Raw genomic sequence first — 19,496 nt, 5'->3', positions numbered from 1 at the left:
TTCGAGTGGGAAGACCTTGGTCGGCTTCCCTGCTCTACCAAGAGTCCCGTTGCCCTGACCTGCGCTTCCTCGAAAAACCCTGATCCGGTTGACAGCCGCGGATCGGCCCTAACTCCGTGGTCTTGGATGTATCGGGCGGCGTTGGCGGTCGTGCGGGAGGCGGAGGGTCCGGTGATGGCCCGGCTGGTGGCCGAGCGGCTGGGCTGGGAGACGACTCCGGCGCGTCAGCAGCGGGCACGGGATGTGTGTTCCCGGCTGGCGGACCGGGGGTGGATCGTGAAGCGGGGTGACGGGAAGTTCACCAGGCTGCCCGGCTGATGCCGCGGTTGCCGCGGTCGGCAGGGCCGGCGAGGCGGCGGCTCATCTGGATGCCCGCCGCGAGAAGGACGAACGCGGCGTGGTGGTCGGGGCGGCGTTCGTAGTCGCGCACGCGGCGGCGCCGCCGGGTGATCCACGCGAGCGACCGTTCCACGATCCACCGTTTGGCGATGACCTTGAAACCCTCCCCCTTGCGGCGGCCGGGGTGGTCGGGGATCTCCAGGTCCAGGCCGAGGGTGCGCAGGGCCCAGGGGGCGAGTTCGCCGTCGTGGCCGTGGTCCGCCCAGACCTTGGTGACCCGCCGGAACAACAGAGTGGGGCGGTGGAAGAGGGCCATCGCGGCGGTCCGGTCGTTCATATCGGCGGGGGTGACGGCGACCAGCAGGATCAGGCCGAGGGTGTCGACGACGATGTGCCGCTTGCGGCCGTTGATCTGCTCGCCGCCGTCGTATCCCCGGCTCGCGGTGCCGACGGTCTCGGCTCCTTTCACGGACTGCGCGTCGATGATCGCGGCGGTCGGCTGTTCGGACCGGCCGGCCTTCACGCGGATCTTCTTCACCAGCGCGGAGTGGATCTGGGCGAACACGCCCTGACGCGCCCAGCGGCGGAAGAAGTCGAAGACCTTGCGCGGCGGCGGGAACGGTGCGGGCAGTGCACGCCACTTGCCGCCGTTGTCGGCGAGATAACGCAGCGCGTCCAACATCCGCCGATGGCAGTACTCCTCGGGCCGCCCCCCGCGTCCCTCCAGCCACGGCGGCGAAGGAATCACGCCGCGCACCTCGCCCCACGCGGTATCGGTCATGTCCGTCTCGAAGGCACGCTCGTGCTCGGGCTCCCAGGACGGCACGTTCCCGAAACGGCACGGCAGACACGCGCACGCGCGGGCGGTGAGGTTGGCAACGGGTACAGCGAGTTGGTAGAACTGCGGCACAGGGGTCCTCCGGAGTGTTTCGTCGCAACGAATAGCTCTCCAGAGGACCCCTTCTCTCATCCTCACGAGCCCCGGAAATCCCCACCCGAACACCAGAGCCCCTGATCACCAGGCTCTGAACCACCGCAGGTCCCACGGCCAGGCACATCCTGTTCCCCAGCGCGCACTCACAGCTCCCACCAAGTTGACAACGCCGCGCGGAGAGTTTTCCCTGGACCTCGATGACGGTGCGGGCCTTGCCCAGCTCGGTCTCCAGCCGGGTGACCTTGGCCTCCAGCCGGATGATCCCCTTGTCCCGCGGGTCTGCCTTCGGCCTGCCCGCCGGCGCGGCCAGCGCCGTCTTCGCCCCCCGGTCACGTTGCTCCCGCCAGCTCGTGATCAGTGACGAGTACAGACCCTCCCGGCGGAGCAGGGCCCCCTTGCCCTGCCGGTCGAACGTCTCGTACTCGCCCAGGATCCTCGCCTTGTACTCCGCCGAGTACCGGCGCGGACCTGTGGAACGGGGCTCTACCTGCGGATCAGGTATCCCGTGGTCATCAGTCCTGGCCACTGTGGGCACTACTCCTTCTCCGCCCTCGGACTCAATGAATCATCCAGTATGCCTGGCTTGACCTACTTTGACAGAGAGGGTCCGACAGTGACGCGAAAACTGTCCGAGTCCGATCCCCTCATCATCGAACCAAGCAACGCGCAGAGGGCACCGCGGCATGTGCCAGCCCACCCACGGGCGCCGCCGAACCCACTGCTGGCGTGGACACCGCCATGGAGACGATCATCAGCGGTCGAGAACGCCGGTTCATCCTTCTTTCTCCATTCTTGTCTCCTTCTCGTCATGAGGAGACCACACGGGCCCCCGCGCATGGCGGGGCGGACACCACCCTCAGAGCCCCATTCGTCCCCATCGTCTCGTCGTCGGCCCGGCGTGGCGACCGGGACGGCCAGGCAGTCAGGCGATGGACATCGCCCCCGCCGGTGGGCCGACTCCAGTGGGTCGCGGCGATGTACGCGGTGCGGGAGCCGCCACCGGCACGCCGATGCCGAGTGGACATCGATGACCCGCGGATCGGGAGACTCACGGCGGTGATCACCGTACCGCCAAGGTCGACCCGTGGCCCTGGTGCCCCCCGGGCGTGCACGTGGTGTGCCCCGCGCCACGAGACCGCAGGGCCACACCCGCTTCCGCCGCTCATCCGATAACCTCCGGTTTGCGGTCCCGTGCGCCCACCGCTCTACTGTGACTGTGCCGCGGACCCCGGCCGGGCCGGTCCACGAAAGCCCGCACCAGTCAGGCAACCCGCGACACATTCTCGGCCACACACCGTCCGAACATTGGGGATGGTCGCATGCATGAAATGCGCACAGGCGTGACAACCGCACCCGACGGGGCGTCCCGCTGGCACGTCACCCAACGACGTTCCGTCATCGCTCTCTGCGGAGCACCCACCACGCCGACCGGTCATTTCGTGAAACGAATACGCGAGTGCTGCCCGACCTGCATGCGCTTGTTCGGACTGATCGTGGAAAAGCACTTCCACGCCGCGGCCGGCCGCGGCGGGTAGCGGCGGCGGGACCTCGACGGCACGCCGCCCCGTATCCCCGGTTCCCGGGGGTGGGTTGGAGGAGGCCCCCGTGATGCGCGGGGGACGCGTGGTGAAAGGGGCCTCCTCGAAGCGACCACCCAGGGTGGCGGCCACCCGGACCCACAAGGGATCCCAGGACAAGATCGTAATGCCGGGACGCGCTTCACCCCCGGGGACGAAAGTCCCTGAACGCGAGGCCGTTCGACTCTCCTGTCGTCACCGCCGGCCGCCGGGCCTCTCACACGGACGGACGGCGTTGTCAACTTGAGCTGAGGCGTTGTCAACTTGAGCTGAGTCTCCTTCGGCAGGCATGATCATCAAGCTGATCGTTGCTGGTGGGGGGGGGCGTCATGGAGTCCGTGCGGGGGCCGTCGTACCGGGGTTACCGTTTCCCGGCGGACATCATCAGCCACTGTGTGTGGCTGCATCACCGCTTCGCCTTGTCGCTGCGCGACATCGAGGAGCTGATGCTGGAGCGTGGCGTCGAGGTCACCCACGAGACGATCCGTCAGTGGTCGATCGCGTTCGGACCCGAGTACGCGGCCGCGCTGCGGCATCGCCGCCCCAAGGTGGGCGACAAGTGGTACCTGGACGAGGTCTTCATTAAAATCCAGGGCGAGTACAGGTACCTGTGGCGGGCCGTCGACGCCGACGGCAACGCGCTGGACGTCCTGGTCCACAGCAAGCGGGACACGGCCGCGGCCAGGAAGTTCTTCAAGAAACTACGCAAGAAGACCGCCTCTGCGCCCCGGGTGGTGGTCACCGACAAGCTCCGCTCCTACGGGTCCGCCCTGCGCGGGCTGGGCATGTCCTCCATCGATCACCGCTCCCACAAAGGCCTGAACAACCGGGCCGAGAACTCCCACCAACCCACCCGACAACGGGAACGAGCGATGAAGGGCTTCCGCTCCGTCGCAGGAGCCCAACGATTCCTGGCAGCGTTCAGCCTCATCTCCCCGCACCTCCGGCCCCGCCGCCATCTGATGACAGTCCGTGACTACCGAGACGAGATGAAGGACCGCTTCACCGTGTGGAACGAGGTCACCGGCGTGTCCGCCGCCGTCTGAACCACCGCGGGTCCCACGGCCAGGCACATCCTGATCCCCAGCGCGCACTCACAGCTCCCACCAAGTTGACAACGCCCCCGCACGCCCTCAATCGCCTACAGCCCCAACAACGTGACGGTGCCCAGCTGCCGTGTCTACGGCACCTGACCAACCGACACGGAACCGGACATCACGGAGCTTCTTCGAGTTGGCCACCGATCGGGTGACACACAGCTCCGATCTCTGCAGGCCAGAGCCATCGACACCGGTCGCCTGAAGGCCAACTCGAAGAAGCTCACGGATTCAGGCCGGGGCTGTGCTGATGGTGTGCTCGCCTGCAATGAAGAGCTTGGAGGCTTCCAATTCTACGGGTTCGACGACGTTGCCGTTTTCGGCGAGATTCACCCAGGCAACTCTTGTGACCCCTGGCACGAGTTGCAGTACTCTGAAAATCTCCCCCGTGTGCAGTGTGCGTTCAAAGGGCCAGCCGGTACCGTCCGGTCCACCGGTAAGCGGGTTGAGGTAGTGGTTGACAGCCACCTTGGCGGAGCGCAGAATCTGTTCCTTTCGCTCTTCGGATGTCTCCTCCAACTCCAACTCGGCCTGGCATGTGACGGTCGTGAAATCGAATGGTCTGACTCCGATGTTCAATGCCGGCGGTCGTATCGGTGCCAAACCGGCCTTGATGCGTGCGTCAAGCTCTGAGGAAGGCTTCAGGTGTTCGGGGTTCAGCTGTCCCAGGGCATCGGCTGCGGCGTGGGGCAGGACGAGGATCTCCACATCGGGAACCACCTCCTCGCGACTCTCGATCACGGCGTCGGCCCCCCCGCGTGCGGGGCCGGGATTGACGACGGTCAGGCCTGATACATCCAACGTGTGTAGCGTGAGGACGGTTGCCGGCAGGTTGCCGAGGCTTCCTTGGGTGGTCCGATACTCCCGACCGGTTCTCGGTTCGCTTCTGGGAGCGGTTTTGGTGGCGCCGAGCTGGCGGACCATGCCGTCGCTGTAGTGGATCTGCTTGCCGAAGGAGATGATTCCCGTGCCCGAGTCGATGAGGACATCCTCGGGACCCCAGGGCATGGGAACGACGCCAATGACGGGGGCCCAGGTTCGAACCGCCTCGTCGGTGTAGGCGGTGATCGTCGGTGGCGATCCCCAGACTGGCCATGCCGGTAGGCGTGTCGGCGCGTCGTCTGAGGCCGGCAGGAGCGGGGTTCCGGTCGGCACGGTTTGACATTGGTGGGCCCCGACCGTGGCGGAGGCCCGACAAAAGGCGACACGAATGAGGCGAACGATCGGTGAGGGGGCTGTGACGGCTTCGGACGGTTCCGAGGTCCGTGGCGTCATGGTGCAGGTGAGCCATGCGGTGGCGTCGAAGGGGAATCCCAGGGCTGCGAGGTGTTCTTCCTGGGGAAGGGCCTCGACGGCAGTGAGGGCCGGGGGGCGACGCGACGCTGCCGACCAGCCTGAACTGTCTTTCAGCCGCAGCGCGCACACGTGCCGGCCGCCTTGGCCGATCATCGGGAGAACCGTGGCATTGTCGCCCCTTGACGTCAATCGGGTTGGGGTTCCGGCCACATGGTGGATGGACACGGCTAGGTGAGGCGGAGCGACGGTCGGATCACCTTCGAGTTCAAGGGCGAGGACAGCCTCGGCCAGCGGCAGGTTCCGAGGAATGGCGGTGATGAAGGTGATGCTGCCATTGCCGGGTGAAGAATCCTGTGGTTCAGAGTCGGGGGCATGCCATGGGCCGGGGCCTATAACAGAAAGGACAGAGTGTCCTGCGGCTACTCTGAGGGCCAGGTCATGGTCGGTCGTGAAAGGCACAGCTGGCCCGTCTGGCTTGAGTTCCGGCCACACCGTGGTGCCTGCGGGGACGGTCACGTCGCCCGATCTGGATGCCGCCCCGGCGAGTGAGAAGGTGAGATCCACTGTGGCCGGGCGCGCGTCTCTGACGGTGACGGACCTGTTGGTCGTCTCTCCCGCATTCACGGGGACGGGCAGGACCCGGGCTCGGGCCACGTCCGCGGCAACATGGCGGACGACGTCTTCATAGTCGCCTGCCGTGACCGCTCGATCGGGGTTGACTGCCCCTGTGGGGTCACGGCGGGCGGCAAGGTCATCCGTCTCACCGTCCGCACCCCCGACGCACGGCTGCGAGTTCGTAACAGCGTTGACGCCCGGTACGGGCACAGGTAGCACGGTCAGGGAGCCTTCGGGAAGGTTGCCTTCCGAGCCACCACCGGTGATGTAGGGGTCGAGCCGAAGTCTCGCGCCGACTGGCGGAACGGCGCCGTGTCGGCGCGAGCCGCCCTCGTAGGACACCAGAGGTGCGAGCAGGATGGCACCGTCGCTGGGATCGAGGGTGAAATGCTGATCGCGAGGCCCGGAGTCTGTGAGATTCGCCACGTATGTCCACGTCGTGGTTGCTGCGTCCGTGATGACCCTGAGAGTGAGCGGCCATGACTCGGGTTGAGGCGGAGCTGTCAGAGGGAACCGTTGATCGGTCTCTCCGGAGGACGGGCCCAGGTACACCTCGGGCACCAACACTCCGTGCACCACGGGGGCTTCGGGCATGGCCAGCACGCCTCGGATCTCCATGGCGGTGGACGCAGGCCCGGACACGGATCGGATACGCAGTAGAGCCGCAGCAGGAGAGGCGCCGACCCGACCGGCGGCCCTCAGAGGACTCGAAACGGCGTGGTGGTGATGAGGTAGCCGAAGGCCAACGGAGTAAACACTTGGCTTGCTTGAATTACTAGGCCCCGAAAGGCCGGTCATTTTTCCGCAGGGGAGCCAGATGGGTTCGCCTCCGTCAAGCGCCGAGACCTCCCACTCCCACTCCTCCGCCTCGGCGAGTAACGCGAAGCCCAGACGAGTATCGAGCCTCAAAGCCAAGTCGACGACGATGAACTCCCCCGGGGCCGCGCGGCTCAGCTCCAAGATGGGGATGTCGCCGCTCCGTCCCACTTTCGATGCTTCGCCTTCCCTGAGAAACCCCCAGGCGCCCAGAGTCACCGGCGAGAGGTCGGCTGGGGCGGTGGTCGAGAATCTGATCGGCGAGGAGTCCCCGGAGACTTGGGTGGTGACCTGGGTTCCGGCTGGCACGCGTAGGCCATTGTTGCGGACGGAAGCTGGTGTGAAGGTTACGGTGCCGCGAGCCGCAGACATGGGGATCGGGTGAGTGCCGAGCCCGGCGAGCACCTCGGCAACGTTCTTCCTGGGCATCTGATTGAGCTGGGTGGCCAGTAGTTCGGTCATCCGTGCAACGGTCTCGAGGAGCGCTGTTCCGGGTTCGCCGTTCCCTGAGTGCCAGTCGTGTTCTCGTTCGGCTGCGGTGCTCGTCATATTCGCCCGTAACTCGGCGGAGTCTCTGGTGTGCAGGGGAGGGGCTTCTTTGGCCATCTGTGATTCCTCCGGACTGAAGGTGGCACGTCGATCGGCTGAGGAAGGCAACTCTGTTGCTCAGTTACGGACCGTCGCAGGAGGAGCAGCACCCAGCGTTCGCAGGCACCCCCGACGGGGACGCGATCAGGGCAAAACGCCACCCTCCTCGCGGAGTCACCACAGCGGCTCCACACCCGACGACTTTGAATCAGCCGTGATCGGCAGGGGCTCCAACATGGCCCGTTGACGGTTACGTGTTGAAATCCACCACTTCCACCAAGCTGCTTTCAAGCCATGGGAGTTGCTCTTCGCTCAGCTCGACCTCCGACGACGAAGAGGGGACAAACAACGAAGAATCGGTGAACTGCACTTGGGACACCGTGTAAATTTCCTTTATACCATTCAGTACGTGATATACATCACCAGTGTTGATCGTGCGCCCCCACGCCCACCCCTCTGCGCTCTCTCCGCCGTGCAGCGGGTGAAAGTATCGAGCGAGGCCTTTACTGATTGCTTCCCTTGCCTCTTCTTGCCGCGAGTCACCTTGCATCAACTTCACCCTCAACTGAATCCCGAACAATTTATATTGCGCATTCGAGATAGTGGCCTTAGCGCCGATCAGACGGAGAGAATCGACCTCTTCTTGAAGCCGATCCAGGACGTTACCGGAGAGGGGCGCTGGCTGGTCTAAACCTTCAGTGTTGGGTACCGCCTGGACTGTGATCGAAGTGGTTCTCGCTGACCCTGGGCTGAGTCGCACGTTCACCCTCTTCAGAGTGGGGAATCGGCGCATCAGCTCGTGCTCGTAGTCGCGCAGAGAGGTGGCACGCTGAATCGGGTTCAGCCCGAAAGTGAATCTGCGTAACGCCGCCGCGATTTCCTCACGTGGACATCCTCCGGAAACCTGACCCAGCACAGAAAATTCGAAGTCCTGATATTCTTCGCTCACAGAAATAATAGGCGGGCGTTTCTCGGTCGCGGTGTAATAATTCACAAGAATGGAACTGCCTAAATCCGGCGCGGCCCCCAGACCCAGCGTGTTATCCGCATCGGTCTCCACTTCTGGACCGAAGACCACCTCACGGGTGATGGGGTCCCAGGTGTGTACCTTGTCCTGGTCGCTGTAGCCCGCGAATGACCGCACACTGTCCCATGGTTGGCGCCTTTCACCGACGCGCACTACGACGGTCAGATGGTTCTGAACGATGTCACCCCACAGAGCAGGTGAGAGTGGATCTCCCCTGATGACGAACCGTTGACCACGTCGAGGCTTCTCCGAATTTCCAGGAACGGCCATTGACGTCCCGACCTCATGATCCATGAGGTGCTCGACAAGTACCGCTTCGATGATCGTCTCTTTCCCCTCACCGGCGAGTCGGGTGGGCGTAGTGACGAACAGGAAGACACTCTTGTCCTCTGTGGGAAATTCGGTACCCACCGGGATGTCCTTGGTTTCCGCGGAAGCGGTTGCCCGGGCCGATATCATCACCCGGTCCGGGACCGTCGGTATCACCGTGACACCAAGCAGACGAAGAAGGCCGTGCAGGTGGGAAGGTGGAACGCGATCGACCCTATAGCTGAGGCGATCTACCTGCTCCGCTGCGGCCTCGATGAGAGTGATGCCGGGGTCGGAGACGTTGTGGTCGGTCCAGCCCGGACACAGTGGCGGCAACGCCCGTTTGGCCGCGTCGACCAGATCCTGGAACCGCAGAACGTCGAGATCGGGAACTTGTATCGGCATCATTGCCCCCCTGCCGCGGATGGTTCCTGGGGGATCGTATAGAAAGGGAATACCAGGTTGCGCGTGGAGTTGGTGTTCTGAATGCGGTATCCGATTTCGATGTACAGGACTCCGACCTCGTGCTCGTCCGCACTCACAGCCACGTCATCGACGGTGATACGAGGCTCCCACCGTTCCAGCGAGGTTCTCACCGAGTGCGAGATCTGGCCGGCTGTCGTCGCACTCACGGGAGCGAAAACGTAGACGTCCAGATCGCAACCGAAGTCGGGCCGCATCGAACGCTCGCCTCGGCGGGTCATCAGTATGAGATGGATGGCCTGGCGAATATCGTCGTCGTCGGTGACGAGTGTGATGGCGGCGGTCGCTGGGTCGACACCGCCGGGGTGAGACCAACCTCTCCCCACAAGCGCGCTTTCGAATAGCATTCCTCATCTCCCTTCACAGCGTCGCTTCGACTCGGACGGCGATAAAACGCCATCAGTTGATATGCACACTTGCACTTCCGTCTATCGTCACCGATTCGGCCAAAGCCTCGATTTCGCCACCGTCCGCCGTGAGTTTCAGCGCAGCTGCGGAAAGGTCGATGCCATCTGTGGCGGTCATGACGATCTTCTGTGCATCAAGCGTGATTGTTCCGTCCGTACAGGTGAACGAGATGACGTTCTCGTTGCGATCGAGAAAAACCTCGGCCTTCGAGTCCTTTGTCCTGAGCCGGATTCCCTCGATTGCGCCTTCCTCGTCAAGGAATTCCATGACGTCACCGGCCGGCGAGGCAATAGAGCGTCTGTTGACATGACCCGTGTCTTTGTGCCACAAGGGACCCTCATGTGCGACGGGTTTGTCATTTTCATCATCACCACCGTTGAAGAGTCGTCCGAGAACCACCGGATGCTCCAGGCTTCCCTGCTCGAACGAGACGAGGACCTCGTCGTTGACATCAGGAAGAAAGACACCCCCACCACTGAGCTGCAGTGTGCGCACCCATCCCGACACATAGTCAGGGCTGAGCCACGGAAACCGCAGCCGCACCATCCCGGTGTCCGGGTGATCCGCTTTCACATCCTCCACGAGGGCGATGGCGACACCACCCACCCTCCCGGCAGCCTGCCCAGACCCGGTGGAAGCGGCGGACGTACGGGGGAGGGAAGTCACGGATATTGTGGTCACACAGCGGGCGTCGGCAGAATCGAAGAGATGCCGCACGCCTGTGGCGGTGTATCTACCACTGAAATAGGCTCCAGCCTTGGTCACCTCCACCACGCTCCCTCCCACCAACGTGGGATTGAGCGGAACCGTGGCTTCGAGAGCGAGGAATCGTGACGCTTGCTGTCGACCGAGGTCCTCGCTGTCCTTGATCGCCCGATCCTCGGTGGTGCACCCTTCGGCAGCGAGAAAAGGATCCTCCACCTGCAGGAGGGCTGCTGCCTTGGCAGGTGTGATCCCCGATCCTAGCTCGACGTGTTCACTCGCAGCGGAATGCTTCTTCTCCACCACTGTGATTTCTTTCTTCTTCTCGGCATTCCAGGCCCGAAGTTCGACCGATCCCGTCTGTCCGACCGCATCGATCGATATAGCAATGCCGTCACGCCCTTTGGTGGCGTCGATCGTGACGTCCGCCTCCCCGCCCTGCACTGATCGCAACGGCGACATACATATTTCCTTGCCTGCTATTTTGACAACCGTCCCAGTCAGACGGCCCAGCTTTTGAAGAAACTCCCAGTCGGTGACGCTGGCTTGCGAAAAATGATCATACCTCGTCGTGTCCTTCGGGGCTTCCTTCAGTGACAGACCTGATCGTTGTGCGACTTTCTTGGCCATGTCCTCGACTGTACTCTTGGTAAAAGACGCCACTCGCGGTGTCGTCAGCAGCGCATACGAGCGATTCATCGCCCGAAGTGTAGTGAATCGCCCTCTCGGCCCAATATCCACGGACATGGCCACCACGACCCCCGTGAATATCACAGCCTGCGCACCGGCACTGCTATTCGCTCGAATCAATACTTCCTTACCGATTTCCGCGATGTCAGGGATCTCGAAGTGTCGATCCCGCCATATTACAGTGGCGGACGCCGGGGCGTATACGCTGGAGTGCACGTCAACCGAGGCGAGAGTGATGTTGGAGGCATCAGAGTCGATGGGGCGCCCAGCGAGTTCGATCGCCATATGTTTCCAATAGGGCATTTCAGTCCACGCTTTCGGCGATCACTGGTCCCGGGAAGGGACAGCGAGCCTCTCGCCCGGCTCGAGGGCATATGGATTGTCCTTACCATTCACTCTTGCGATCTCGCGCCATCGTGCCGCGTCCCCATATTCTTGCCATGCTATCGAGTGCAACGAATCTCCTTGGGTTACCTGCCACGAAGAATGGATGTTGAGGGCTCCCGATGTCGGATTCTGCCGCGCCATTGCTCCGCCCACCTCTTCCATCGACAACGAACAAGTGGCCCGTATCGGATCACCAGCCAAGTTGAAGAGTTTTGCGGTCATCCGCACATCCGTCATCAAGCAATTGAAATCATAAAGGTCTGCAGATCCCCATTCCAGACGGACCCAAGGAAGGCACGGGTGATTCGTTCCTTCACTTTTCCGGGTAGGGGAACAACAGGAGACGAGTTTCTTTATCGTCTTCTGGACCTTACCCATGTGGAAAAGGAAGTTCGTCTCGTCAAGGAATATCTCGAAAGATAGAGTTCTGGGGTTCGCGCCGACAAATTCCCCTTGCGTGGCCGCCTCGGCCGTGCCCGGTGTTCGATCTACACGAGCACTCTTGCCCACGGTCAGCTGGTTCGGGTTGAACTGGAATTCACATCTGTCGATCAAAGATCCTGGCTCGCTCTTCTTCGGAGCAGGTGGTTCCATTATGAGGAGTGCGGCATTTTCAAGGAAAGGGAAACTGGAGAGGAGGTTGACCATCGGCTTCCAACTTTAGATAGGGAGGGCGGTGATGCCACTGTGGGCAATTTCGATGGTTTCCTCGGCAATGGATGAATCCGCCACCGAGAATGACGGCGAACTCAACCTGACGGGAACGGCGTCAGTCAGCACCCATGTCAAAATCTTCTTCCCTCTCTGATTGAAGCAGCTGATGAAGCATCTCTCGCCCACTAGTGCCAGGGCAAGCTCCTTCCCTTGGGTAGGAGAGATCATCTGCTGAAGCATCCAGAGATCCAGAAAGAATGAGTCTGCGCTGGTGACCGGACGCTTCAACGTCAGATTAGAATAGCGGACTCTTGTTGGAAAGCGCCACGTGTAGTCATTGTTTCCGCCTTCTTGATATTCCTCGTGCTCGATTTCATACCCCAAACCTTCACAGCTAGCGAAAGTTCCGATCAAGGGAGACCTGAAAAGGAAAGACACGCGAAATGACCAGGTCGGGGCCATCGAGTCGGACGGAGTCATGGAAACCTCGCAGGAAGTTTTGTTAACCTCAGAAGGGAAGAATAGGCGTGAAGGTGCCAGATTCTTTCGGAAACGAGTCCCGAGCGGGACGGTTTCCGCTGTCACGGTTACCGCCCATGAGTCTGGTCAGCGAGGGGAGAAGGGTGCGTGCGAGTCCATCGACGCGTCCGCCTGTCAAGTGCCCAAGGAATGCGTCGAACTGCTCCTCGGTAATCGCTTTTCTCCCTTCTTCTCCCGCAGCGTGGTCGGAATTCCCTCTTCCACTGTCGCGAACATCAGCCAGTCGGCGAGCCAGACCTCGGGCGACTGAGCCTGTGGGACTCCCGCGCCGCGCCGCCATCACACGAGAGGCTGTACGCGGGGGTCGGGGGGAGAGGTGTAGTTCCACGTCATCCACCAAGGAGGATCTCCGCCGAAGAGTGAGGCGGCGGGTGCCTCTGGGCGAACGAAGATCGTGTTCCGATGCCGCTTCCCGAACCATGGAGCTCTCTGTTGGAACAGCGGCAGCCTCAGGTCCCGAGACTGGAGGATTCAGACGCCGGGCCCGTGCCGATACACGCTCCACGGACGGCCCAAGGCCCACCCCCGAGCTGCGGCCCGCAACGCCCCCCGCCGCGGATGAACCAGAACCAACACCACCAGAAGCACCGACCGCACCGACTCCCGATGACCCGACAGCCGACGGAGCAGCCACCACAGGAGTAACGAAACGACGCAAAACCCCAGCGATTCGCTCCGATGCCATCACCGCATCGCGTAGACCGTTTGCGGAGAAGGTTCGCCGTCCCCGGCGCGGATGACGCCGCAGACCATTTACCGCACTTCCCTTCTCCCTCTCGACACCCGAAGCGACCCTCATCGGAGACGGCATCGGGCCCAGGCAGGGGAAGGGGCCACTGGGTGAAGAAGCGCTGACCGGGGGAAGTTTCAGTGCTCGTGCCGGCGGCGTCGCGGGGGGCGGGAGCTGCTCGATGTCATGCGATGCAACTTTGAATACGAGTTCGTCGTCCGTGAAGTGGTTCTCAGGCGATGAGGGGCGTTGCTTCGGCCAGAGCGCTCGTGCGTCGAGCCTGTGCGATTCAGGAGGGAACGTGCCTGTATGGGTGGGCCATCTCCACGTCGCGAGCCTCTGGAGTGCCCCCTGCGGATCCGAAGCCGGCGTGATCGGCTGGATGGCGGCTACGAGACGCGGGAGTGTGCCAAGGGCGAGTCGCGCCGAGCGAGGGCGCGGCCCGGCCTGATCCGTAGCCGAGGAAATTCCCTCTGCCGGCGGGCCGTCTGCGACGGGTGATCGCCATCGCCGACGTAGGGGGCCGGGCCACTTCATGGTGCGTTCACCCTTCACTGAGACGAGCGTTGATCCGGTTGATTTCCTTGACATAGCGGACGCGCTGCGCGTGTTCCAAGGAGAGGATGTCGCAACGGGACCAATGGAGGTGAAATGCGATGAACGTCACTTCCCGATGAATGTTGTCCGTCGGGTAGGTGACTATTCCCCCAGGCGATCACGTGTGTCGTTCTCCTCTAGGACGCTCGCGCATGCGTAACAGATATTCGGTAGGCCATCAGAGGCATTGATACGTTCGTAGAACGTCTGCAAGTAGGCGAGATCAGTCGCGTACAGGTCCTCGATTGTTTCGCTGGTGACGTCCTCGATTGTTCCGATGCTGGTGACCACCGAGGCGAGGAGGAGGATTCCTAGGTAAGCCGGATTTTTGCGGACACGAAGGTCGATCAGTGGTTCGATCTCGTCCCGTGCGGTGGCCAGGCGCATGAAGCCCTCGCAGTGGATGGTGCCGTCCGGCCCCTTGATCCCACGCGGTAATGAGAACTCAAACTCCGTGGGCCGGATACCAGGCCTTGGCGGCTGGACGGGAGGAGCCGATTTCGGAATTGTCATCTCAGCCTCAGAGGAATTTGGTGTCGACGTCCAGGTAGCGGAGCTCCAGTGTTTCCTCCCCCACACCGGACTCTCCAGCCGTCACACCCGGGCCGGACCACGAGGTGGGGTGGACTCTGGAGAAAGATATTTTCTTGACCGCCTCGTTCTTCGCGTTTACTAAAACGAGAATGAGATCGCGTTCTATGTCAGAGACGCTGTTGTCCCTGGCATCCTTTATCCATTTGGTGAACGCGTCGCTCTTGTCCACAGTCCGAGTCAGAGTGACATTCTTCCAGCCAGGCACTCCTCGCACATAATCCCATTGCAGACTTCCATCTTGAGTCATCGAAACAACATCGATGTATTCTTGGTCCGCAGTGATTGCTGAAACGGATTTCAGCGGCTCCACCCGAAGCCCACCGAGTTCGACCTGGCATTGATAAGTGACAACAGCGTCATCCAGCATGTTCGTGCTCATCTCTCTGCGGGTCTCGTCAGGAAGACTGGTTGATTATCTGCGTCACTCGGAAGGTAACGAATTCAGCCGGCCTGACGATGGCAACTCCGACGTCACAGGTCAATTTGCCTTGATAGACGTCCTCAGGGGGGTTGTTTCCTTCGTCGCAGCGGACGTAGAAGGCCTGATCCGGAGTCGCGCCGACCAGGGCACCCCTACGCCAGAGAGACGTTAGGAAGTTCGAAATGGTGACTTGCACTGAAGTCTGCAAGGCGTCGTTGTTCGGCTCGAAAACCACCCATTCGGTGCTCTGCCGAATAGACTCCTTAATAAAATTGATCGTGCGCCGAACGTTGAGATAACCGTTCTCGACGTCCGAGACATTCGAGGCGGCCAGCGTCCGGGCACCCCAGACGCGAAGGCCGGAGGCTCGGAAACTACGCAGCCCGTTCACTCCCAGGTCATTGATTTTGGCCTGTTCCGGGCCACTCATGTCGAAGGCGAGTGCCGTAACGCCCCTCAAGCCTTCATTTGCCGGCGCCTTGTGGATTCCACGAGACGAGTCGACCCTGGCCCAAATCCCTGCCACGTGACCAGTCGGCGGAATCGACATGAACTGTCCATTCATTGCCGGGTCCGGGACAGAGATCCAAGGGTAGTAGGCGGTGGCGCACCTCAGTTCTTCCAGGTCAGACAGACCGAAATTTGCCAGGCCGTCGACAATACCTTCTACAGTCACATCCTTGTCAAAATGAAGCAATGCGATTCGGTCACCCATGGTGCGACAGTGAGCGACGATAGCTTTCGCATCGATGTGGGCTGGGTCGGTATCCATGTCGGGCGCGATGACCATTTGCACTTCACAGGACTCCAACGCGGCAACGCCAGTCGGCGAACCCATGGCTCGTGTTCCTGCATAAGTCGACACCAGCGAAATGGATTGAGAGTCCGCATCGGTCCCCTCCGCCCCACCGGCCTCACTCCGCTCAAACTCGCCGGAACTGGATTGATCCGAGCCGTCGACGAGAACTATGTAGCATTCCCCGCCTCCATTCTCGAACCACCCACGAACAGAGGCCCATGCAGTCTTACTCAACTTGATCCTGTCAAGATCATTATCGACTGTCGAGTAGGTGAACCTCTTGTCGAAATCGGCCCAGGTCGACATATTGTGAACGACGGTTTCGTCCGTTCCTTCGACCAAGAATGCGGCCACCGAGGTTCGAGCGGCTGCGACGAATCGAGTATCGCTCGGCTCCTCTCTCACGACCACCCCGGGGGGTATGGATTGCGGTGCCAGTTCGACGACAGGGGACATGCTGACTCCTTGACAGTGGAACGCCATCGCGGGGCAATGGAATCCGACAGGACACAGACAACGTGAGACCTACAGGTCCCCACTGTGCCGGAGTCGGCGGCGTACTGCCAGTCGGCATAGCAGACCATCGAGCCCCCAAACGGCGATCTCGTTTCACCTCATCAGGCAGGGCGCCACGGCCCGGCGGCCTCAAAAGGAAGAATCTCGGCGTCGCCTTGCCGACTCGCATCCCACCGCGTCAACTGGGGACAGGTCGCGAGTGTCCCACCAATAATCATCCACCAGAGAGGCCGGCCAACCCGATGATCAACTGGATTGATAGCGCTCTGAAGGAAATCGCCGAATCTGCGGGAACAGGATGTGAAACAATCCAGTTCTGCGCGCCGACCAGGGAATGGGTCTCAAATCTAGAGGGGACGGCCGTTAATCTTTTCCTCTATGACATTCGCCAGGATCTCACCAGGTCATGCATCGGAAAAATCAACGTGTTTCCGGACGGCTCTGTAGAATCCGAATCCGGCAAACCGATCGCCACACACGAGCCTCCGATGTACCTCTCTCTCTCCTATATGATCACCGTGTGGGCCGATGGCTCGTCAGCGGAAGAGATTCAGACAGCCCACGCTGCGCTGGGCAAGCTCGTACCGGCCTTCGCCCGAAATCGGGTGCTCAATGTTCCGGAGTGGCCTCCGCACCTCGCCCGCCTCGAACCCGAGGCCACCATGGAGTGGATCGCGCCTCTCAACGACAGTCGCGCCCTCACTGACCTGTGGTCGGCTCTGGACAACACCCTGATGCCCTCGGTCAACGTGCGGGTGTGCCTCCCCATCGAGAGCTTCATCCTCGAGGAGATCGACGACCGGACGCGAGTCGCTTCGAGGGAGATTCATCTGAGCCCCCGGCGATCCTGATGGTCCCGTGCTGCCAGCACGTCCGTGGAGATGAAGAGAAGCATCCCACCGGCCGGTCACGGTCACCGCGCTCCAAAGTCGCCGCCGCTCCATGTGTTCCGCCGCGTGACAGCCGGCCGGCCTGGAAATCGAGACCCTGCGGAGCATCTATCCGCCTCCGTCGCCAGCCTCCCGCCAAGGACCAAGCCCATGCCGCACTCCTCCTTGTCCGCTCACGACTGGGCAGATCGAACGACCGATGAAGGTAGCGTCCACTCAGTCCCGCATCTCGATCGACAGCACCTCGTCACCTGGTTCGCGATCCTTGCGGAACGGGTCCGGCTGAGCCTCTCGACCAGATCGGAACACTCCACCCCCCTCCTCGGGCTGTTCCCGGACAACAGCAGTGCCTACGACCGACTGGTACGCGAGCCCTCCCTCCCCGCGCCGAGCCCGCGGGAGCAAGCGCTCCGCGAGATCGCCGACGAGCACGTCCGTCTGGCAGCTGGCAGAAGCCCTCTCCGACTTGTTCGGCTGGCCGACAGCTTTTGCCTGTCTTCCTTGGACGTCGAACTACTAGTCATTGCCATAGCCCCCCACGTCGACCAGCGGTTCGCCCAGGCGTTCGCCCACCTCAATGACGACACAGCGCGCGCCGGTGTCACCGCCCATGTGGCCCTGCTTCTCGCCCGGGGAGACCCGTTCGATCCTGGCCACGTTCACCGGCTTTCGCCATCGGGCCCCCTCCTCAGGAACCGTCTGATATACGTCGAGGACGACACCACTCTCCCGGCCACCAGAATCCTCCGGGTCTCCCCTCGCATCTACACACATCTGCTGGGCGGTGACGATCTCGACACCATCTCGGCCCCGCGCATCAGCCTGCGACCTCCCGTTCGTATTCCCTTCTTGCCGTCTCATCTGGCCGCGATCGATGGCATCCGGAAGGCACACGCCTCGGCACCCGCGTTCACCCTTCTGCGACACGAGGACGTCACTGTCGCCACCGGCATCGCCCATGAGGCACTCAGCCATCTCGTGGCAGGGTCACCCAGTGTGATCGTCGATCTCCACGAAGGACCCACCGACTCAACCGAACGATCGGCACTGCTCGCTGAGGCCATTCTCGAGACCCGTCTCCGCGACAGCAGCCTGATCGTCGGCCCGATAGGCGAGACCGACGCCGCCGAACTGGTTCGCCTGCTGGGAAGCAACGAGCCGTCTCTTCAGCCCTTCCACGTCGTCGCCACCGCCACCGCCGATGTGCCGATATCCGAGAGCCTGACACCACGGGAGGTCGTGGTTCCCCCTCTCGCAACCGATGAACGCGTTCTCCTTTGGCAAAGGCTGTTGGAGAGCGATAGCGCTGTACTCGACGGCGAACTCGAATCCCTCGCTCGGGACATGGCCCTCTATCGGCTCACGGCCACACAGATCGCCGACACCCACTCATGGGCCTCCCGCCAGGCCGAGGCCACATCGACGCCATTGTCTGGGGATGTCCTCCGCACGGCCGTACGCCGCCACAACACACCCCGACTGGCCCGACTCGCGACTCGGATCGTGCCGGCCGTCGACTTCGACGACCTTGTCCTGGACTCCGTCACCAAGGGACAGATCGACGCCCTCACCGACCGTATCCGATACCGTGACATTGTCCTTGACGCCTGGCGACTCAAACCCGGAAACGGATACGGTCGAGGAATCTCAGCCCTTTTCTCGGGAGAATCGGGAACAGGGAAGACCTTGGCGGCCGAGGTCATCGCGGGAGCCCTTGGCCTGGATCTCTACGTGATAAATCTTTCCACCATAGTCGACAAATACATAGGTGAGACTGAGAAGAACCTCGAACAAATTTTCACGGAAGCCGCCAACGTGAACGGGATCCTCTTGTTCGACGAGGCGGACGCTCTCTTCGGAAAACGCACCGAAGTGAAGGATTCGCACGACCGATATTCCAATATTGAAACGTCCTATTTGTTGCAGCGACTCGAAAAATTCGATGGAATAATCTTACTGACCACCAATCTTGCCGCGAACATCGACACCGCGTTCCAACGGCGACTGGACAGTCACATTCCCTTCGCCATACCCGACGCCAAGCAGCGGACTCGACTCTGGCAGGGGTTCTTCAAGCAGGCACCGATCGCCCCCGACCTGGACATCAAACGCATAGCGGACGCGTTCAACCTCACAGGCGGCTCCATCCGGTCCTGCGCATTGGCCGCAGCTTACGCCGCAGCCAGCGCCGGCACAGACATCAACAACCACCACGTGCTCGCGGCGATCCGCTCGGAGTATCGCAAGCTACGGAAAATCATTGACCCCCGACTCTTTGCGGACGAACTCTGATACGGCAGCTGTAGATAGGTCTGCTGGTGCTCGCCGGGCGGCGTTGTCAACTTGGTGGGAGCTGTGAGCCTCGATCCTTCAGTGATGAGGTCGTGTTCGTGGGGTGGTCGGTTCACCCCGGTTTGTTCTCGTGGTGAGGTTCCGGGGTCGTCGCGTGTCGCTGCGGGGTGCGCCGGGTTCCACGGGTCCGGGGTG

14 protein-coding genes are annotated in these 19,496 nt (G+C 62.0%); 3 read left to right on the top strand and 11 right to left on the bottom strand.

Annotated elements, in window-relative coordinates; translation table 11 throughout:
• Positions 1-298: 298 nt before the first annotated feature.
• Positions 299-1,120, bottom strand: coding sequence for an IS5 family transposase (locus OTB19_RS36645; RefSeq protein WP_267803084.1), 822 nt, complete (start codon positions 1,118-1,120; stop codon positions 299-301).
• A gap of 2,059 nt (positions 1,121-3,179) precedes the next feature.
• Here OTB19_RS36645 and OTB19_RS36640 point away from each other — a divergent pair.
• A complete protein-coding gene (locus OTB19_RS36640; protein ID WP_267803083.1) occupies positions 3,180-3,896 on the top strand; it encodes an IS6 family transposase in 717 nt (238 codons plus the stop codon).
• Positions 3,897-4,178: 282 nt separating this feature from the next.
• Here the strand turns inward: OTB19_RS36640 and OTB19_RS36635 are convergent, their stop codons facing one another.
• The 10 genes from OTB19_RS36635 to OTB19_RS36595 form a co-directional block, all read right to left on the bottom strand.
• Positions 4,179-7,280: a baseplate J/gp47 family protein gene (locus OTB19_RS36635; RefSeq protein ID WP_267803082.1), complete on the bottom strand. Its 3,102-nt coding sequence runs from the start codon at positions 7,278-7,280 to the stop codon at positions 4,179-4,181.
• Positions 7,281-7,512: 232 nt separating this feature from the next.
• Positions 7,513-9,003, bottom strand: a complete 1,491-nt coding sequence (locus OTB19_RS36630) for a hypothetical protein (protein WP_267803081.1) — start codon at positions 9,001-9,003, stop codon at positions 7,513-7,515.
• A complete protein-coding gene (locus tag OTB19_RS36625; protein WP_267803080.1) occupies positions 9,003-9,428 on the bottom strand; it encodes a GPW/gp25 family protein in 426 nt (141 codons plus the stop codon). The genes OTB19_RS36630 and OTB19_RS36625 overlap by 1 nt, the downstream gene beginning before the upstream one ends.
• A gap of 52 nt (positions 9,429-9,480) precedes the next feature.
• Complete coding sequence (locus OTB19_RS36620; protein WP_267803079.1) at positions 9,481-11,166, bottom strand: VgrG-related protein; 1,686 nt, start codon at positions 11,164-11,166, stop codon at positions 9,481-9,483.
• A gap of 39 nt (positions 11,167-11,205) precedes the next feature.
• Positions 11,206-11,916, bottom strand: coding sequence for a LysM peptidoglycan-binding domain-containing protein (locus OTB19_RS36615; protein ID WP_267803078.1), 711 nt, complete (start codon positions 11,914-11,916; stop codon positions 11,206-11,208).
• 12 nt (positions 11,917-11,928) lie between these two features.
• Positions 11,929-12,384 (bottom strand): phage tail protein, encoded by a 456-nt coding sequence (locus OTB19_RS36610; protein WP_267803085.1) that lies wholly within the window; start codon positions 12,382-12,384, stop codon positions 11,929-11,931.
• Positions 12,385-13,736: 1,352 nt separating this feature from the next.
• The gene (locus tag OTB19_RS43490; RefSeq protein ID WP_324289654.1) at positions 13,737-13,895 is read right to left on the bottom strand and encodes a DUF6760 family protein; all 159 of its coding nucleotides are present in this window, start codon (positions 13,893-13,895) and stop codon (positions 13,737-13,739) included.
• Positions 13,892-14,176: a hypothetical protein gene (locus OTB19_RS36605; protein WP_267803077.1), complete on the bottom strand. Its 285-nt coding sequence runs from the start codon at positions 14,174-14,176 to the stop codon at positions 13,892-13,894. The genes OTB19_RS43490 and OTB19_RS36605 overlap by 4 nt, the downstream gene beginning before the upstream one ends.
• A gap of 133 nt (positions 14,177-14,309) precedes the next feature.
• On the bottom strand, positions 14,310-14,762 hold the full coding sequence (locus OTB19_RS36600) for a phage tail protein (protein ID WP_267803076.1): 453 nt from the start codon (positions 14,760-14,762) through the stop codon (positions 14,310-14,312).
• Between the two features lie 16 nt (positions 14,763-14,778).
• Complete coding sequence (locus OTB19_RS36595; RefSeq protein WP_267803075.1) at positions 14,779-16,059, bottom strand: phage tail sheath family protein; 1,281 nt, start codon at positions 16,057-16,059, stop codon at positions 14,779-14,781.
• 302 nt (positions 16,060-16,361) lie between these two features.
• Here OTB19_RS36595 and OTB19_RS36590 point away from each other — a divergent pair, with 302 nt between their 5' ends.
• Together OTB19_RS36590 and OTB19_RS36585 are read left to right on the top strand one after the other, a co-directional pair.
• Positions 16,362-16,970 carry a DUF4255 domain-containing protein gene (locus tag OTB19_RS36590; RefSeq protein ID WP_267803074.1) on the top strand — a complete coding sequence of 203 codons (609 nt, stop codon included), beginning with the start codon at positions 16,362-16,364 and terminating at the stop codon, positions 16,968-16,970.
• Positions 16,971-17,159: 189 nt separating this feature from the next.
• Positions 17,160-19,301 (top strand): ATP-binding protein, encoded by a 2,142-nt coding sequence (locus tag OTB19_RS36585; RefSeq protein WP_267803073.1) that lies wholly within the window; start codon positions 17,160-17,162, stop codon positions 19,299-19,301.
• Positions 19,302-19,496: the final 195 nt, after the last annotated feature.

This window comes from Streptomyces sp. H27-H5, from assembly GCF_026627505.1.
Classification (GTDB): Bacteria; Actinomycetota; Actinomycetes; order Streptomycetales; family Streptomycetaceae; genus Streptomyces.
The sequence above is the reverse complement of the archived record's forward strand: the minus strand, read 5'-3'. Positions and strand labels throughout refer to the sequence as shown.

Bases quoted from the DNA above. Each gene is read 5' to 3' on its own strand.
- OTB19_RS36645 (WP_267803084.1), bottom strand. From the start codon at position 1,120: ATGACCGATACCGCGTGGGGCGAGGTGCGCGGCGTGATTCCTTCGCCG.
- OTB19_RS36640 (WP_267803083.1), top strand. From the start codon at position 3,180: ATGGAGTCCGTGCGGGGGCCGTCGTACCGGGGTTACCGTTTCCCGGCG.
- OTB19_RS36635 (WP_267803082.1), bottom strand. From the start codon at position 7,280: ATGGCCAAAGAAGCCCCTCCCCTGCACACCAGAGACTCCGCCGAGTTA.
- OTB19_RS36630 (WP_267803081.1), bottom strand. From the start codon at position 9,003: ATGCCGATACAAGTTCCCGATCTCGACGTTCTGCGGTTCCAGGATCTG.
- OTB19_RS36625 (WP_267803080.1), bottom strand. From the start codon at position 9,428: ATGCTATTCGAAAGCGCGCTTGTGGGGAGAGGTTGGTCTCACCCCGGC.
- OTB19_RS36620 (WP_267803079.1), bottom strand. From the start codon at position 11,166: ATGGCGATCGAACTCGCTGGGCGCCCCATCGACTCTGATGCCTCCAAC.
- OTB19_RS36615 (WP_267803078.1), bottom strand. From the start codon at position 11,916: ATGGTCAACCTCCTCTCCAGTTTCCCTTTCCTTGAAAATGCCGCACTC.
- OTB19_RS36610 (WP_267803085.1), bottom strand. From the start codon at position 12,384: ATGGCCCCGACCTGGTCATTTCGCGTGTCTTTCCTTTTCAGGTCTCCC.
- OTB19_RS36605 (WP_267803077.1), bottom strand. From the start codon at position 14,176: ATGCGCCTGGCCACCGCACGGGACGAGATCGAACCACTGATCGACCTT.
- OTB19_RS36600 (WP_267803076.1), bottom strand. From the start codon at position 14,762: ATGAGCACGAACATGCTGGATGACGCTGTTGTCACTTATCAATGCCAG.
- OTB19_RS36595 (WP_267803075.1), bottom strand. From the start codon at position 16,059: ATGTCCCCTGTCGTCGAACTGGCACCGCAATCCATACCCCCCGGGGTG.
- OTB19_RS36590 (WP_267803074.1), top strand. From the start codon at position 16,362: ATGATCAACTGGATTGATAGCGCTCTGAAGGAAATCGCCGAATCTGCG.
- OTB19_RS36585 (WP_267803073.1), top strand. From the start codon at position 17,160: ATGCCGCACTCCTCCTTGTCCGCTCACGACTGGGCAGATCGAACGACC.